The organism is Affinirhizobium helianthi (assembly GCF_042680945.1).
GTDB classification, from domain to species: domain Bacteria; phylum Pseudomonadota; class Alphaproteobacteria; order Rhizobiales; family Rhizobiaceae; genus Neorhizobium; species Neorhizobium helianthi.
Genome location: NZ_JBHUEQ010000022.1, coordinates 44,560 through 60,719 on the forward strand (window position 1 = coordinate 44,560; position 16,160 = coordinate 60,719).

17 protein-coding genes are annotated in these 16,160 nt (G+C 58.6%); 9 read left to right on the forward strand and 8 right to left on the reverse strand.

Annotated elements, in window-relative coordinates; all coding sequences use genetic code 11:
• Positions 1–96: 96 nt before the first annotated feature.
• Genes ACFSE1_RS11815 through rsmA form a run of 3 tightly spaced genes read left to right on the forward strand, consistent with a single transcriptional unit; the run spans position 97 to position 2,896 of the window.
• The gene (locus tag ACFSE1_RS11815; RefSeq protein ID WP_377401225.1) at positions 97–1,038 is read left to right on the forward strand and encodes a SurA N-terminal domain-containing protein; all 942 of its coding nucleotides are present in this window, start codon (positions 97–99) and stop codon (positions 1,036–1,038) included.
• Positions 1,039–1,043: 5 nt separating this feature from the next.
• Positions 1,044–2,066, forward strand: a complete 1,023-nt coding sequence (gene pdxA, locus ACFSE1_RS11820) for a 4-hydroxythreonine-4-phosphate dehydrogenase PdxA (protein ID WP_377401433.1) — start codon at positions 1,044–1,046, stop codon at positions 2,064–2,066.
• Complete coding sequence (rsmA, locus tag ACFSE1_RS11825; RefSeq protein ID WP_377401228.1) at positions 2,066–2,896, forward strand: 16S rRNA (adenine(1518)-N(6)/adenine(1519)-N(6))-dimethyltransferase RsmA; 831 nt, start codon at positions 2,066–2,068, stop codon at positions 2,894–2,896. The genes pdxA and rsmA overlap by 1 nt, the downstream gene beginning before the upstream one ends.
• Before the next feature lie 102 nt (positions 2,897–2,998).
• Here the strand turns inward: rsmA and gmk are convergent, their stop codons facing one another.
• From gmk to ACFSE1_RS11865, 8 genes are all read right to left on the reverse strand, one after another.
• On the reverse strand, positions 2,999–3,667 hold the full coding sequence (gene gmk, locus ACFSE1_RS11830) for a guanylate kinase (protein WP_377401231.1): 669 nt from the start codon (positions 3,665–3,667) through the stop codon (positions 2,999–3,001).
• Positions 3,668–3,670: 3 nt separating this feature from the next.
• Positions 3,671–4,558 (reverse strand): YicC/YloC family endoribonuclease, encoded by an 888-nt coding sequence (locus ACFSE1_RS11835; RefSeq protein ID WP_377401234.1) that lies wholly within the window; start codon positions 4,556–4,558, stop codon positions 3,671–3,673.
• 59 nt (positions 4,559–4,617) lie between these two features.
• On the reverse strand, positions 4,618–5,835 hold the full coding sequence (mltG, locus tag ACFSE1_RS11840; protein ID WP_377401236.1) for an endolytic transglycosylase MltG: 1,218 nt from the start codon (positions 5,833–5,835) through the stop codon (positions 4,618–4,620).
• A gap of 240 nt (positions 5,836–6,075) precedes the next feature.
• Positions 6,076–7,338, reverse strand: a complete 1,263-nt coding sequence (fabF, locus tag ACFSE1_RS11845; RefSeq protein ID WP_377401239.1) for a beta-ketoacyl-ACP synthase II — start codon at positions 7,336–7,338, stop codon at positions 6,076–6,078.
• 123 nt (positions 7,339–7,461) lie between these two features.
• Positions 7,462–7,698 carry an acyl carrier protein gene (locus ACFSE1_RS11850; protein ID WP_003502080.1) on the reverse strand — a complete coding sequence of 79 codons (237 nt, stop codon included), beginning with the start codon at positions 7,696–7,698 and terminating at the stop codon, positions 7,462–7,464.
• Between the two features lie 288 nt (positions 7,699–7,986).
• A complete protein-coding gene (fabG, locus tag ACFSE1_RS11855) occupies positions 7,987–8,724 on the reverse strand; it encodes a 3-oxoacyl-[acyl-carrier-protein] reductase (protein ID WP_377401242.1) in 738 nt (245 codons plus the stop codon).
• A 19-nt stretch (positions 8,725–8,743) separates the two neighbouring features.
• Positions 8,744–9,688: an ACP S-malonyltransferase gene (gene fabD / locus ACFSE1_RS11860; RefSeq protein WP_377401245.1), complete on the reverse strand. Its 945-nt coding sequence runs from the start codon at positions 9,686–9,688 to the stop codon at positions 8,744–8,746.
• Positions 9,689–9,765: 77 nt separating this feature from the next.
• Complete coding sequence (locus tag ACFSE1_RS11865) at positions 9,766–11,040, reverse strand: Nramp family divalent metal transporter (protein WP_377401248.1); 1,275 nt, start codon at positions 11,038–11,040, stop codon at positions 9,766–9,768.
• Between the two features lie 186 nt (positions 11,041–11,226).
• Here ACFSE1_RS11865 and ACFSE1_RS11870 point away from each other — a divergent pair, with 186 nt between their 5' ends.
• From ACFSE1_RS11870 to rplI, 6 genes are all read left to right on the forward strand, one after another.
• Complete coding sequence (locus tag ACFSE1_RS11870; RefSeq protein ID WP_377401251.1) at positions 11,227–12,270, forward strand: aldo/keto reductase; 1,044 nt, start codon at positions 11,227–11,229, stop codon at positions 12,268–12,270.
• A gap of 204 nt (positions 12,271–12,474) precedes the next feature.
• Positions 12,475–13,356 (forward strand): RTX toxin, encoded by an 882-nt coding sequence (locus ACFSE1_RS11875; protein WP_377401254.1) that lies wholly within the window; start codon positions 12,475–12,477, stop codon positions 13,354–13,356.
• 286 nt (positions 13,357–13,642) lie between these two features.
• Positions 13,643–14,092: a 30S ribosomal protein S6 gene (gene rpsF, locus ACFSE1_RS11880; RefSeq protein WP_377401257.1), complete on the forward strand. Its 450-nt coding sequence runs from the start codon at positions 13,643–13,645 to the stop codon at positions 14,090–14,092.
• A 25-nt stretch (positions 14,093–14,117) separates the two neighbouring features.
• Positions 14,118–14,366 carry a 30S ribosomal protein S18 gene (gene rpsR / locus ACFSE1_RS11885; protein ID WP_377401260.1) on the forward strand — a complete coding sequence of 83 codons (249 nt, stop codon included), beginning with the start codon at positions 14,118–14,120 and terminating at the stop codon, positions 14,364–14,366.
• 152 nt (positions 14,367–14,518) lie between these two features.
• Positions 14,519–15,490 (forward strand): DUF2232 domain-containing protein, encoded by a 972-nt coding sequence (locus ACFSE1_RS11890; RefSeq protein ID WP_377401263.1) that lies wholly within the window; start codon positions 14,519–14,521, stop codon positions 15,488–15,490.
• A 19-nt stretch (positions 15,491–15,509) separates the two neighbouring features.
• Positions 15,510–16,085 (forward strand): 50S ribosomal protein L9, encoded by a 576-nt coding sequence (rplI, locus tag ACFSE1_RS11895; protein ID WP_377401266.1) that lies wholly within the window; start codon positions 15,510–15,512, stop codon positions 16,083–16,085.
• Positions 16,086–16,160: the final 75 nt, after the last annotated feature.

Sequence of the window (16,160 nt, forward strand, 5' to 3'; positions counted from 1 at the left end):
GTTTCGCCGCATGAAATGTGCAATCGACACTGAAATCAATCAGCACAGTGGGCAGGCGGCTCCAAGAGCCGCCTCGTCATCAGGAAAGGACGAGAGATGTTCGCAAGTGTAGCATGGCGTCGGATTGCCCTTGCCACAACGGCACTCGCCATATCCTTCATTGTCGCGCCTTCGGTCCAGTTTGCGCAAGCCGCAAGCCAGGTCGTCGCGGTTGTGAACAAGACCCCCATCACCAGCAATGACATTGCCCGGCGCGTTGCCTTCCTCAAGCTGCAACGTAAAACCGGCAATCTTCAGCAAATGGCCCGCAACGAACTTGTTGAAGAGGCTCTGAAGCGAGATGAAATTGCCAGAGTGAAGATGTCGGTCAGCACAGAGGATGTCGACCGTTCCTTCGAGCGCTTCTCCGCGAGCAATAAGCTAACGCCAGCGCAGATGAGCAAAATTCTCGAGCAGGCCGGCGTAGGCGTCGAGCATTTCAAGGCCTATATCGCCGTCCAGATGAGCTGGCCACGCCTGGTGAATGCGCGCTACGGTAGTGGCCGCATGTCTTCCGACGAGCTGGTCAAGCGCATGATGGAGAACAAGGAAAAGCCGGTTACCACCGAATATTTCCTGCAGCAGGTCATTTTCGTAATCCCCGAATCCAAGCGTGGCAAAATCACCGGCCAAAGGAAGGCGGAGGCTGAGAAATCCCGCTCCCGTTTTCCCGGTTGCGAGCAGTCTAAAGAATTTGCCAAGACCATGCATGATGTATCCATCCGCAACCTCGGTCGCTTGATGAAGCCAGAACTGCCGGAAGAGTGGAAGCCGCTGGTCGAGAAGGCATCTGCCAACGGCACGACGGGCACTCGGGTAACCGAAAAGGGAGTGGAGTTCCTGGCGATCTGCAATCAGCGTCTGGTATCCGATGACACTGCTGCTGAAGTCGTCTTCCGTGCCGAAGATATTGGCAAGGCCAAGAAGAGCGGTGAGGATCCAAACAGCGCCAAATATCTGGAAGAGCTGCGCAAGAAGGCGCAGATCGTTTATCCTTGATAACGCTGCTTCGCCCCGGGCGCCCCTTGGCGCTGACACAGGGTGATCCGGCTGGCATTGGGCCGGATATCACCATTTCAGCCTGGCTTGAGCGCCGCACTCTTGGTCTTCAGCCATTTCTGTTTTTCGGCGATCCCGCTGTTTTGGCCGCGAGGGCCAAGCTTTTGCGGGTGAACGTCCCGATCGTCGAGACTGATGCGTCGGAAGCGGCCGCACATTTTTCGAAGGCGCTGCCCGTCTTTCCGATTCCCGTCGGCACGGTCATCGAGCCGGGGCGAGGCCACGTTGCCGGCGCGCGCAGCACAATCAGCGCCATTGAAACAGCGGTCGATTTCACCATGCGCGGCTTGACGGGCGCGGTTGTAACAAACCCCATCGCGAAGTCCGTTCTTTATGAGGCTGGCTTCAAGTTCCCAGGACATACGGAATTCCTGGCCCATCTCGCCGAGAAATCGACTGGAGCATCCTGCTTGCCGGTCATGATGCTTGCCGGCCCGAAGCTGCGTGCCATTCCGGTAACCATTCATATTCCGCTGCACGCTGTTCCGCAGGCACTGTCAGAAGAGCTCATTGTCGAGACCTGCCTGATCACCGCACGCGATCTTCATCAAAGATTTGGCTTTATATCGCCGAGACTTGCGATTGCGGGCCTTAATCCCCATGCCGGTGAAGACGGGGCTATCGGCCTGGAAGATCGTGACATCATCACGCCCGCCATTGAGCGGCTCAGAGCGGCAGGCGTCAACGCAATCGGCCCCCTACCCGCGGACACCATGTTCCATGACGAAGCGCGGGCACGCTACGACGTGGCCATCTGCATGTATCACGATCAGGCACTGATCCCGGCGAAGGCGCTCGGGTTTGACGATTCGGTGAACGTCACCCTGGGCCTACCTTTTATTCGCACCTCTCCCGATCACGGCACGGCCTTCAGCCTCGCGGGGAAAGGTGTTGCGCGTTCATCCAGCCTTGTCGCCGCTCTGAAGCTAGCCTCGGAACTGGCATATCACTCAGGTAATCGAAACTGATGGCCACATTGGACGGACTTCCCCCGCTGCGCGATGTCATTGCGCGGCATGGCCTGGATGCGCGTAAGGCGCTCGGCCAGAACTTCCTTCTCGATCTCAACCTGACGCAGAAGATTGCCCGCACGGCCGGTCCGTTAGAAGGCATAACCGTTTTCGAAGTTGGACCCGGTCCAGGTGGCCTCACCCGCGCCATCCTGTCTCTCGGAGCCAAGAAGGTGATCGCTGTCGAGCGTGACTCGCGCTGCCTTCCCGCCCTTGCAGAAATCGAGGTGCACTATCCCGGCCGCCTTGAGGTGATCGAGGGCGATGCGCTGAAAACCGATTTCAGCCAACTGGCCGTTGGTGAGCCGGTGAGGATCATTGCAAATCTGCCTTACAATGTCGGCACGCAATTGCTTCTGAACTGGCTTATTCCGGGGGAATGGCCGCCTTTCTGGCAATCCCTGACTTTGATGTTCCAGAAGGAAGTCGGGCAACGCATCGTGGCGCGAGAGGGCGACAATCACTATGGCCGGCTGGGCGTGCTCTGTGGCTGGCGCACGGATGCCCGCATGGCCTTCGACGTACCACCTCAGGCTTTCACCCCTCCGCCAAAGGTCACGTCCTCAGTCGTTCACCTCACGCCAAAGGCCGCACCTCTGCCTTGTAATGTCAGCGCTCTTGAGAAGGTTACACAGGCGGCCTTTGGCCAGCGGCGCAAGATGCTGCGCCAAAGCGTCAAGTCATTGGGGGGCGAAGCCTTGCTTGCCAAGGCGGGCATCGATCCTGCTCGGCGGGCAGAAACACTTTCCGTCGAGGAATTCGTGTCTCTGGCGAACTGCCTCGGCTGAAACAGACCACATCAAGGCGAGGCCCCGCATCCGTTCAGGTCGGGCCGCTCGGACGAAGCAGGCAACAGTCGTGGGGTTCACGCCAGCTTTGCGGGTCCAGCTCTAGGTGGGAAGAACTGGCTCTTCTTCCAGCAAACCACGGACAAAATCAAACAGGCCATGACGACGATCGCGCCGGATGCGCTCGGCATTGACGATGCTGTTCACATTGCGGAAGGCTTCGTCCAGATCGTCGTTGACGATGACATAGTCATATTCGCGCCAATGCTCGATCTCGGCGCGGGAATTGGCCAGACGTGTGCGAATGACCTCTTCCGTGTCCTCTGCCCGGCGATGAAGTCGCGATTGCAACTCGGTCATGCTGGGCGGCAGGACGAAGATGGAGACGATGTCTGCCTTCATCCGCTCCTGCAATTGGAGCGCGCCCTGCCAGTCGATGTCGAACAGCATGTCGCGACCTTCCGCCATGGCCTTTTCCACCGGCTCGCGCGGTGTGCCGTAGAAATTGCCATGCACCTCCGCCCATTCCAGCAGCTCGCCATTGTCACGCATCCGCTCAAATTGCGGAATGCTGATGAAATGATAGTGCTTGCCAGCGATTTCACTTGGACGCTTGGCACGCGTCGTGACGCTGACGGAGATTTCGAGACTGTGATCGTCGCGCAAGAGATTGCCGGCAATGGTGGATTTTCCCGCACCGGACGGCGAGGAAAGAACCAGCATAAGGCCACGGCGGGCAATCTTCACGGGCGCGCTAGGGGCCGGGCTCATGCGTTACTCCAAGTTTTGAACCTGTTCACGAAACTGATCGATCACCACCTTGAGCTCGATCCCTGCCGCGGTTACCGCAGCCGAGTTCGATTTGGAACAGATCGTGTTGGATTCGCGGTTAAATTCCTGTGCAAGAAAGTCCAGCCGCCTGCCAATCGGCCCTCCTTTTTGCAGGAGTTCATCGACGGCTGCAACATGTGCCTTCAGTCGGTCAATCTCCTCCCGCAAATCCGCTTTGGTAGCGAGGAGCGCAACTTCGGCGTAAAGACGGTCGCGATCAAGCCCGTTACTGTTTTCCAGCAGCACGGCCAACTGCCCTTGCAGTCGTCTTGAGATCTCTTCCGGCGAACGCGACGGATCGGCTTCGACTATAGCCACCAGCGCTTCGATGGTGCGCAGCTGCTGCTTCAGCACGGAAACCAGAGCATCCCCTTCTCCGATACGCATGGCAACCAGATCGTCGGCGGCCTGTTCCAGACCTGCCAATATGGCTGCATCGCGCATCTGCAAGGCGTCCGTCGTTTCTTCTGCCTCACGCATTTCCACCAGCCCTCGCAAGCCGAGGATCGTGTCCAGCTTGAGAGGTGACGGATCAACCAGATCGGCCAGTTCGCCGCGCAGGGAAAGAATGGCGTTCAGTGCGTCGCGGTTCAGCACCGCCTCTACCTTCGCCTCTCCAATCGACACATTCAACGTCGCCTGGATATTTCCCCGGCTCATGCGATCCGAGATACGCTTCTTGATCTCCGTCTCCAGCGGCTCATAGCCCGAAGGTGCGCGCAAGCGCAGATCCAGTCCCTTGCCGTTGACAGACCGAAGCTCCCAAACCCAGCGATAGCGGCCCACTGAGCCTTCCCGCCGGGCAAAGCCGGTCATGGACTGAACACTCATGGTCTCGTCCTTTCCCCTATGAAGGATCCGTGCGGCTGCACAAAGGCGGGATCCATTGGTCAGTTGGCCTTCGGCGGCTTTTCGGCCTCTGCCCCACCGGGCAGGCCATCCATGAGCTCTTCATCGTCAGTTTCGGCATTCGCACGCTCTGCCTCGATCTTGCGCCAGCGGCGCACATTGGCGTTGTGCTCCTCCAGCGTCTGCGCGAAGGCGTGACCGCCGGTACCGTCGGCAACGAAGTAAAGATCATTGGTCCGCCAGGGATTGGCCACCGCTTCCAGTGCCGCACGTCCGGGATTGGCAATTGGCGTCGGCGGCAGGCCCTTGATCTGGTAGGTGTTGAAGGGAGTCTGCTTGTCGATGTCCGATTTCATGATCGGGCGATCGGACGGTTTTCCCGCGCCGCCAAACAGGCCGTAGATAATCGTCGGGTCAGACTGCAGACGCATGCCCTTGTTCAGACGATTGATGAAAACCGAAGCCACATGGGCGCGCTCATCATCCTTGCCGGTTTCCTTCTCGACGATGGAGGCCAGCACAACAAATTCCTGCTTGGTCTTGATCGGCAGGTCCGGATCGCGCTTTTCCCATATCTGATCGATCAGCTTTTCCTGTGCTGCGCGCATCTGCGCCAGGATCTCGGCGCGGCTGGTCCCGCGTGAAAATTTGTAAGTATCCGGGCGCAGGCTGCCTTCCGGCGGATGCTCGTTGGGAAGCGGACCTTCCAGCACGGGATCATCTGCCAGGCGCTGCATCATCTGCTGAACCGTCAAACCTTCCGGCATGGAAACCGAATAGAGGATCGACTTGCCCGATTCGAGAAGCAGCGCGATATCCTTCATCGAGGTACCGGCCTTGATCTCGTATTCGCCAGCCTTCAACGTCTGACCGTCGCGCAGATAGGTTGCGGTCATGTAGCGGAAGATACGGGCATCTGAAACGACGCCGTTGCGCTCAAGGCTCTGCGCGATCTGCTGGAGCCCTGCTCCTTCCGGCACGATGAAATGCGTGTTGGTCTCCAGTGGACCGGGCTGCTGATAGGCAGAGATGACATAATAGAACAGGCCGACAGCCACGACTGCAAGCAGCACGACCAGCGTCATGACGAAGTTCAGAAAGATTACCAGCTGGCTGCGCGCTTTTTTGGAGCGGCGCGGAGGTTCGGGCACGCGCTCCGGCTTGAGGGCTTCATTGGGTGACTTCGGCACGAAAGGCCCACCGCCAGTGGAACCCTGATTGTCTGAATTCGGATCGTGGCTATTGTTCGTATCGGTCACCGGCACTCCTTCATCGCCTCAGGCCCGAAGCGGCGGCTTTTCGAACACTACCATGCCGCGGCTCCAGCTTTGTGTCTATTATCGAATATAATGCCGGAACGCGGCGTCATTTCCGATATGCGGGCGTGGCGCGAATTTCATTTCCCTCCACACGGGCTGGTCTGTGACCAAGCAATGCGGCAAAAACAGGGTTTTGGAACAGGGCTGCATGACGACATACAGCCCTGTTATCTTCTGTGATCAGCCCTCGTAGCGGCGCAGAACGAGAGAGGCGTTCGTGCCGCCAAAGCCAAACGAGTTCGACAAGGCGATATTGATCTCCCGTTTCCGCGCCTTATGCGGAACGAGATCGATCTTCGTCTCGACATCGGGATTGTCGAGATTGAGCGTGGGCGGCGCAATATTGTCGCGAATAGCCAGCGCCGAGAAAATAGCTTCGATTGCGCCAGCAGCACCGAGGAGGTGACCGACCGACGACTTGGTGGACGACATCGAAATGCGCGACGCCGCATCGCCAACCAGGCGCTCGACAGCACCAAGCTCGATCGTATCAGCCATGGTTGATGTGCCATGAGCGTTGATATAGTCGATCTCGGACGGGCTGATCCCGGCCCGCTTCAGGGCAGCTGTCATGCAGCGGAAGGCACCATCGCCATCTTCCGATGGAGCCGTGATGTGGAAAGCGTCGCCCGACAGGCCGTAACCAACCACTTCCGCGTAAATCTTGGCACCGCGGGCTTTTGCGTGTTCCAGCTCTTCGAGGACGACAATACCGGCCCCCTCGCCCATGACGAAGCCGTCACGGTCGCGGTCGTAGGGACGCGAAGCCTTCTGCGGATTGTCGTTATGCTGCGTGGAGAGGGCCTTGCAGGCGGCAAAACCAGCCAGCGAAATCCGGCAGATCGGGGATTCGGCACCACCAGCGACCATGACATCCGCATCTCCAAGCGCAATCAGGCGGCTGGCATCGCCAATCGCATGTGCGCCCGTGGAACATGCCGTCACGACAGCGTGGTTTGGACCGCGTAGCTTGTGCTTGATCGAGACCTGACCGGAGACAAGGTTGATCAGGCGACCGGGGATGAAGAAGGGCGAAATCCGCCTTGGGCCTTTGTCCCGCAGCGTGTAGCCGGCTTCCACAATGCCGTCGAGCCCGCCAATGCCGGAGCCGATCAGAACGCCCGTGGCGCATTGATCTTCATCCGTCTGCGGGTGCCAGCCTGCATCGGCAAGGGCCATATCGGCAGCTGCCATGCCATAAACAATGAATGGATCGACCTTGCGTTGCTCTTTCGGCTCCATCCAGTCGTCTGGATTATAATAGCCTTCGACCGAAGGATCGGTCGGAATGCGGCATGCAATTTTCGCAGGGAGGTCTTCGACCTCAAATTCCGTAACGAGCCGGGCGGCGTTCTGGCCAGCGATCAATCTTGACCAGCTGATTTCCGTACCGCAGCCGAGAGGAGATACCATTCCGGTACCGGTGATAACGACACGCCTCATGCCAGTGCCCCACCCCGAATGTCTTGTATTGACGATATGTCAAATGACTGAAACGGCCCGATTATGTCGGGCCGTTCGTGAGCCGTTTCCAAAATACGGATGGCTCAAACGATAGAGATCGAATTAGGCCTGAGCCTTTTCGATGAACTTCACAGCATCGCCAACCGTCAGGATCGAGTCAGCAGCATCGTCCGGGATTTCTACGCCGAACTCTTCTTCAAAAGCCATGACCAGCTCAACAGTGTCGAGGGAGTCAGCGCCCAGATCGTCGATGAAGCTCGCGCCTTCGACAACTTTGTCGGCATCGACGCCGAGATGATCAATGACAATTTTCTTTACGCGCTCTGCGATATCGCTCATGTCGGTTTCCTCGACCTTTATCTGTTCGGAATGCCTATACGCACCCGCACCCTGTTGGAACCTTCGGCCGTCTCTTTCGGGATGGCTCTCCGGCAAACTCGTTCAACCCGAGGCTAGACTGCGACCTTGTCATGCGTCAATCGCATCGAGGACGTCAGCATTCGGGGTGACTGTTCACAGTCATTGGCCCGCTTAACACGGTTTCAACGCGCCGCAAAGCCAGAAAATCACGCCATTCCCGGCTTCCAACAGTCAAACCTGTGGGCAGCCGGGAACCGCGCAACCTGTTCAGATCATTGCCATGCCGCCGTTGACGTGCAAGGTCTGACCGGTGACGTAGCCTGCTTCGTTGGAAGCAAGGTAAACAACAGCCGTTGCAATATCTGCGCCGGCTCCCATTCTCTTCATCGGGATGGCACCGAGAATGCCTTCCTTCTGCTTGTCATTCAACTTTCCGGTCATGGCGCTTTCGATAAAGCCCGGCGCGATGCAGTTGACCGTGACGTTACGGGTCGCGATTTCCTGCGCGAGCGACTTCGAAAAGCCGATCATGCCAGCCTTCGAAGCGCAGTAGTTGGCCTGGCCCGGATTGCCCGTCACGCCAACAACGGAGGTGATGTTGATGATGCGGCCAAAGCGGCGGCGCATCATTGGATGCGTCAATTCCCGCGTCAGGCGGAAGGTGGAGGTCAGATTGACCTCGATAACGCTATCCCAATCTTCGTCGCTCATGCGCACGAAGAGGCCATCCTTGGTAATACCGGCATTGTTGACGAGGATATCCACGCCTTCCAGTTCGGCTTCAGCCTTTTCGCCCAGCGCTTTCACCGCATCGCGATCCGCGAGATTGGCCGGAAAAATCTTGACGCGCTCGCCAAGCTCCGCGGCCAGCGCTTCCAGCTTTTCAGCGCGCGTGCCGTGCAGGCCGACGGTTGCCCCCTGCGCATGCAGCGCACGTGCAATTTCTTCGCCAATTCCACCGGTTGCGCCGGTCACCAGGGCCTTGCGGCCGGTCAGGTCAAACATGTTTTTCGTCCCTTTGCGATCAGCCGAGAAGCGCCTTGAGCGCGGCTTCGATATCCGCAGGCGTGTTGACGGCAATGCCAGTCACATTCTTGTCGATGCGGCGGGCAAGGCCAGTCAGAACCTTGCCGGAGCCAATTTCATAAAGCGTGGTCACGCCATTGGCGCCGAACCACTCCACCGTCTCGCGCCATCTGACCTGACCCGTCACCTGGGCCACGAGCAGCTTCACGATTTCGTCGGCGTCCGTCACAGGGGCGGCGCGAACATTGGCCACAACTGGCACAACGGGGTTCTGCTTGGCCACCTTGTCCAGCGCATGGGACATAGCCGTTGCGGCTGGCGCCATGAGATCCGAATGGAAAGGCGCGGAAACCGGCAGCATGATGGCGCGCTTGGCACCTTTTTCCGTGGCCAGAGCCGCAGCCTTTTCGACAGCGCCCTTTGAGCCGGAGATCACGAGCTGTCCGCCACCATTGTCGTTGGCAATCTGGCAAACGCCTTCGGAGCGAGCCTCTTCGCAGGCAGCCACGACATCCGCCTGCTCAAGGCCGATGATGGCAGCCATGGCGCCCTCACCCACCGGCACGGCAGATTGCATGGCATCGCCACGAATACGCAGCAGGCGCGCGGTATCGGCAATCGAGAACGTACCGGCTGCGCAAAGAGCCGAATATTCTCCCAGCGAATGTCCCGCCACATGGGAAACCTTGTCCGCCAGCTTCAGGCCGCCTGCTTCCAGAACCCGCATGACAGCCATAGAAACCGCCATCAGCGCAGGCTGGGCATTGGCGGTCAGCGTCAGCTGGTCCTCCGGTCCGTTCCACATGATGTCGGATAGTTTCTGGCCAAGCGCTTCATCGACTTCTTCGAAAACAGCGCGTGCCTCCGGAAATGCATCGGCAAGATCCTTGCCCATACCGACAGACTGGCTGCCCTGGCCGGGGAATGTAAAAGCAATGCTCATGGGATGTCTTCCTTCCCTTTTTTCTGCTTTCCATTCACATTCTATCCGGCCAAGTCAAGGCTTTCGGCCTGATAGGCTTAACCAAGCAGGCCAATCACCTCGTTGATACACAGAACAATGAACAGCAGTGCCGCGATGGCAAGCAGGCCGTTGGAAAGCCAGCCGCTGCGCCATTGCGCCGGAACACGAGAAGAATTGAGAAGCCAGATCAGGGTGATGGCGAGAAAGGGCATGAAAAAGGCGCCCAGCGCACCGTAAATGATGACGAGCAGGAAGGGCCTGCCGAAATACAGCAGGATCATCGGCGGGATCGTGAGCCAGAAAAGATAGAAGCGGAAAGCCGGCGTGGTCTCCAACCCCTCGCGAGAGATGCCTGTTTCACCCTTGATGTGGTTGCGCACGAAATCGGCAAAGAGCAACGAGACACCGTGCCAGACCCCGAGGATGGACGAAACCGATGTCGCGAAGAAGCCGACTAGGAAAAGCTTGGACACAAAGGGACCAAAGCGTTGCTCCAGCACGGCATCGAGATCGAGTAGGCCGCGATCGCCGCTCGAAAGAGCAATCTGCGCCGTGTATAGAAGCTCCGCACCAATGATCAGCATCGCGATGACGAAAATGCCGGTGACGACATAGGCGACCCGGTTGTCGAGCCGCATGATCCCCATCCATGCGGGGTTGCGCCAGCCTTTCGCATTCACCCAGTAGCCATAGCTGGCCATGGTGATGGTGCCACCGACGCCGCCGATGAGGCCGAGCGTATAGATCGCCGACCCTTCCGGAATGGACGGGATGAGACCTTGAACGGCTTCTCCAAGGTTCGGCCCCACAAGAAGCGCCACACCGGCCACGATGACAAACATCAGGCCGATGAAGAACTTCATGACGTTTTCGAACATTTCATAACGGTTGAGTGCCACGAACAGGGCGCAGGCCAGACCGGAAATCATGGCCCAGGCCCAGAGCGGCAATATAGGGAAAAGCGCCGCCAGCGGCAGCGCCGTCGCACTCATGGCGGTTGCGCCATACACGAAACCCCAGAGAATGATGTAGGTGCCAAAATACCAGCTCGTCCATCGGCCAAGGCTTCTCCAGCCATCGAGCATGGTGGAACCGGTGGCCAGATGGTAGCGGGCAGAGCCCTCCGCCAGCGCAATCTTGACGATACATCCGATCACGGCGGCCCATAGAAGCGCATAGCCAAAGCGCGAACCGGCAATCAGCGTGGCAACCAGGTCTCCGGCACCGACACCTGTTGCCGCCGCAACGATTCCCGGTCCGATCAGCTTCCATCGACCTGTCGCCGGTGGCATTTCAACCGTTGAATCTGTTGCCTGCCTCACCTTTTCCATAAGAGCCTCCCCTGCTTTTCGAAATCACCCGGCACCGTGCCGGACAAGACGGAATGCAGTTTGCGCCCAAAAGTTGCCTGACTTTTGCAAGCGGGCGCAAAGGGTTGCATTTATGCAGAGGCGCTTGCACTGCGCGTGCGACCGCCTACATTGCAGCCGCCTCCCAACAGACCATTGGATATTTCCATGCAATTCAGAAAACTTGGACGAACCGACATTACCGTGTCGCAGATCTGCCTCGGCACCATGACCTGGGGTTCGCAAAACAGCGAAGCCGAAGCCTTCGAGCAGATGGATTATGCGCTCGATCACGCAGTGAACTTTTTCGATACAGCAGAACTCTATCCTACCACGCCTCTTTCCGCAGAGACCTATGCCGATACCGAACGCATGATCGGCAACTGGTTCGCCGCCACCGGCAAGCGGGACAAGGTGATTCTCGCCACCAAGGTGGCCGGCTCCGGCCGTCCTTATATTCGCGGTGGCGCCCCCATCACAGCGCAGGCCATCAGGGAGGCCGTCGATGCCAGCCTTCAGCGCCTGAAGACGGACTACATCGACCTTTACCAGATTCACTGGCCGAACCGGGGCAGCTTCCACTTCCGGGCAAGCTGGACCTATGACCCGTTCGCTCAGGACAAGGTGCGCGCGCTGGCAGAGATCGAGGAAAAGCTTGAAGCGCTGCAGGAATGCGTGAAGGCCGGAAAGATCCGCGCCGTCGGCCTTTCCAACGAGACCACCTGGGGCACGCAGAAGTACCTGACGCTGGCCGAACAGAAGGGCCTGCCGCGGGTTGCCACCATTCAGAACGAATACAGCCTGCTTTACAGACATTTCGATCTGGATATGGCGGAGCTAGCGCATCACGAGGATGTCGGGCTTCTGGCCTATTCGCCACTCGCTGGCGGCATTCTTTCCGGCAAATATCTATCCGGCGCCAAGCCCGCCGGTTCGCGTGGCGCGATCAACGGCGATATTGGCGGGCGTCTCGTCCCGGAACAGGTTGCCGCGACGAAGGCCTATGTGGAGCTTGCCGCCCGGCATGGCCTCGACCCCTCGCAACTGGCGCTGGCTTTCTGCCTCACGCGGCCGTTCATGGCCTCCGTCATCATCGGCGCAACCTCCATGGAACAGCTTAAAACCGATATCGGCGCTGCAGATATCAGGCTTTCGGATGAAATTCTGGGAGAAATTGCCAAGATCCATCGCCAATATCCGATGCCGATCTGAAATCTGCGACCGATGACACGCAGGTGACAGATCGCCATGCGCTTTCTCCTGCGGCTGCATTCCAGGGCAGCCGCAGTTTTATGGAATGCTAACCTTTTGCAGCAGTCACGCTGGCACGGTCGGCCACAGCCGTTTAGGTTTTTCAATTGCGCGATATCTGAACGTGCATGGGAAATCTGCCGCGCCGGCCAAAGGTAAGCATCCATGAGTATGATCAGCAGCTTCTTCAAAAGCCCCGATGCAGCGCGAAACATCGATTTGCTGTTTTCGACGGTCAGATCCGGCGCAAGCCAGCCGCTGACAGGTTACCGCTTCCCGTCAAGCTCGGCTTCAGCAGAGATTACCGCCAGCCAAAGGGCGCTATCCCGCATCATCGAGATCATTACGCTCAATGCTTCGCAACCCACGGCCAAGGCAAGCATGGATGAGAAACTGGGCTATGTGACCGCCGGAACCGGCAGCGAGGGAGACGACGCCCTCACCGTAACGGGGCGCGGCATCGCGAACATCGACAGCGGCGAGGGTAACGACACGCTTACACTGAAGAGCAACAGCATTTCCGATATTCGCACCGGCAACGGCAACGACGTTATCAAGGCGGCTGGCAGTTTCGTCAGTTCCGTCGATGGCGGCGACGGAAACGATGACATTCAACTGAAGGCCACTCTGGCACTCGCCATTCTGGGTGGTGCAGGGAAGGATGTGATGAAGGTTGCCGCCAATACGATCCGCGATCTCGATGGCGGCGATGGCGATGACACGCTAACCCTGGAGGGAAACCGGATCTTTGCCCGAGGCGGCGCCGGCAACGATCAGGTCAGTCTCAAGGCAACAGGTCGTAACGCCTATATGGAATATGGCTTCGGCCGTGGTGACGGACAGGATGTCATCCGCAGCAGTGCCCCTCTTTCGCTTGCCCTTGGTGCACTGGCCGCAAACGAGTTGAATGTCGTCGTATCCGGCAATAGCTTGACCGCTTCGGTCAAAGGAAGCCAGGACACGATCACCGTGACACTCGAGGATGAAACCGCCGCCACCTATCGCTTCACCGTGAAGGACGGCCAGACCATGCTGGTCATCGGCTGAGGGACCAGCGTAAAAGGAATCTTTGGCCAAGGCTTGCATTTGCGGCAAATGCGCGTATAAGCGCCCCTGTTCGAAATGCCCGGTCTTCAGGCTGGTGGCTGAACGGAGGGCCGGTTCCGCAAATGGAACCGCAGGGACCACAAGGGTCCGGCCTCCCGTGTCTCCGCTCTCGACCGTCTCGATCGTAACGCTTTTCTTGCCAGGGCATGTGCCCTTTCCAAGACCAGTCGTTGAGGCTTAGCCGCCGATTACCGGGCCAAGACAAACGCAAGAAAGGCAAGCTGATATGGCTCTTTACGAACACGTATTCCTTGCCCGGCAGGATATGTCCGCACAGCAGGTTGATGCCCTCGTAGAACAGTACAAGGGTGTTATCGAAGCGAATGGCGGCAAGGTCGGGCGCATTGAAAATTGGGGCCTCAAGTCCCTGACGTACCGCATCAAGAAGAACCGCAAGGCTCACTACGCTCTGATGGACATCGACGCTCCGGCGGCTGCTGTTCATGAGATGGAGCGCCAGATGCGCATCAACGAAGACGTTCTGCGCTACATGACGATTGCCGTCGAGAAGCACGAAGAAGGTGCATCTGCCATGATGCAGAAGCGCGACCGTGACGACCGTCCGCGCCGCGATGGCGACGATCGTGGTCCGCGCCGCGACTTCGGCGACCGTGGTCCCCGTCCGCCGCGTGATGGTGATCGCGCTCCGCGCGCACCGCGCGAAGACCGTGCGTAATCTGAGAGCTTAAGGAGAATTACCAATGGCTGACGCATCCTCTGCTCCGGCACGCCGTCCGTTCCACCGCCGCCGCAAGACCTGCCCCTTCTCGGGCGCAAACGCTCCGCGGATCGACTACAAGGACGTACGTCTTCTGCAGCGCTACATTTCCGAGCGTGGCAAGATCGTTCCTTCCCGCATCACGGCTGTTTCCCAGAAGAAGCAGCGCGAACTGGCCCAGGCCATCAAGCGCGCACGTTTCCTGGGTCTTCTGCCCTACGTGCTTTCCTAATACCAAGCGTGCCGCCGATCTTTCATCGGCGGCATACTCCCTTTCGCGATGGGCGCGGATCGGAAACTGAAAACCCCATGTTGGGGATGTTGGCCTTGAGATTCTGATTCAGGTCGATCCCCTAACTGCTTGAAGCAGCAGGACAGCGAGACGTGTACGGATTAAACCAGACAGTGCTGACCACCGGCATCATTGCCGGCATTATGGCGACGCTGCTCGTGATGGGCGCGAATGCGCAGCCCTCGTTCGCCTCGATTCTCTATGCCTCCTCTGCCCTGCCCGTTCTCGTGGCGGGTCTCGGCTGGGGTAATCGCACCGCCATCATTGCCATCATCACGGCTGCATTGCTCGGCGCGCTTCTGGTATCGCCGCTCTTTGCGCTGGCTATGGCGGTCTTCACACTGATCCCGGCTGGCTGGCTTTCACATCTGGCCAATCTGGCCCGTCCGGCTTCCGAACTTGGTGGCCCAGATCATCTGATGGCGTGGTACCCGATTTCCGATATCCTGCTGCATTTGTGCACGCTGGTGACCCTGGCGGTTATCATTCTCGGCGTCGTCATCGGCTACGGTCCGGAACTGACGGATCGCATGGTAGACCTGATGGCGGAGAACTTCCGCGCCAGCAATTCGGGCTTTACGCCAGATGCGGCAAGCCTTGCGCAGTCGAAGAAACTGATTGTCCTGATGCTTCCCTTTGTTCAGGGCGGCATCTGGGTCACGCTTCTGTTCGCGGCCTTCTATTTCGCGGTGCGACTGGTCTCGCGCAGCGGACGCGCGCTTCGCCCGCGGGAGGACATGCCCTCCGCTCTGCGTATGAACCGCAATGCCATTTTCATCTTCCTCGCTGGCATCCTTCTGACGTTTGCTGGCGGCGTCCCCGCCATGATCGGCGCCACGATTTGCGGCACTTTCGGCGCGGGCTTTCTTCTGGCTGGCTTTGCCGCGCTGCACTTTCGTACACGTGGCAAGGATTGGCGCCTCCCGGCGCTGGTACTGGCCTATCTCTCGACGATGATGCTTCTGCCGATGATTGCCGTTGTCATTCTCGGCCTTGCAGATACCCGCCGAACAATCGCGCTGACGCCAGCGCGGCCGAACGATAAACCCGAATCCCAGAATTGAACTCGAAAGGAAAACCAAGATGGACGTTATTCTTCTTGAACGCATCGCCAAGCTTGGCCAGATGGGCGAAACCGTAAAGGTTCGCGATGGCTACGCACGTAACTTCCTGCTGCCGCAGGGCAAGGCGCTGCGCGCCAACGCTGCCAACAAGGCTCGCTTCGAATCCGAGCGCGCAACGCTGGAAGCCCGTAACCTTGAGCGCAAGTCCGAAGCTCAGAAGGTTGCAGAAGCCCTCGAAGGCAAGAGCTTCATCGTCGTTCGCGCTGCGGGCGAAACCGGCCAGCTCTACGGTTCTGTTGCTGCCCGTGACGTCGTTGACGTTCTGAGCGCCGAAGGCTTCAACATCGGCCGCAATCAGGTTGACCTGAACAACCCGATCAAGGAAATCGGTCTGCACAAGGTTACCCTGCACCTGCATGCAGAAGTTGAAATCGAAGTTGAACTCAACGTTGCTCGTTCTGCTGAAGAAGCAGAGCGTCAGGCCAAGGGTGAAAACCTCAACTCTGCCGACGCCATCTACGGCGTTGACGAAGACGCTCTTCGTCCGGAAGACTTCTTCGATCCGGATGCAGACCGCGACGAAGACGAAGCTTGATTGCTTCCGCAATATTCTGAATGAAAAGGCTCCGGATCCCTCGATCCGGAGCTTTTTTTTAGGCGCAATGTAACC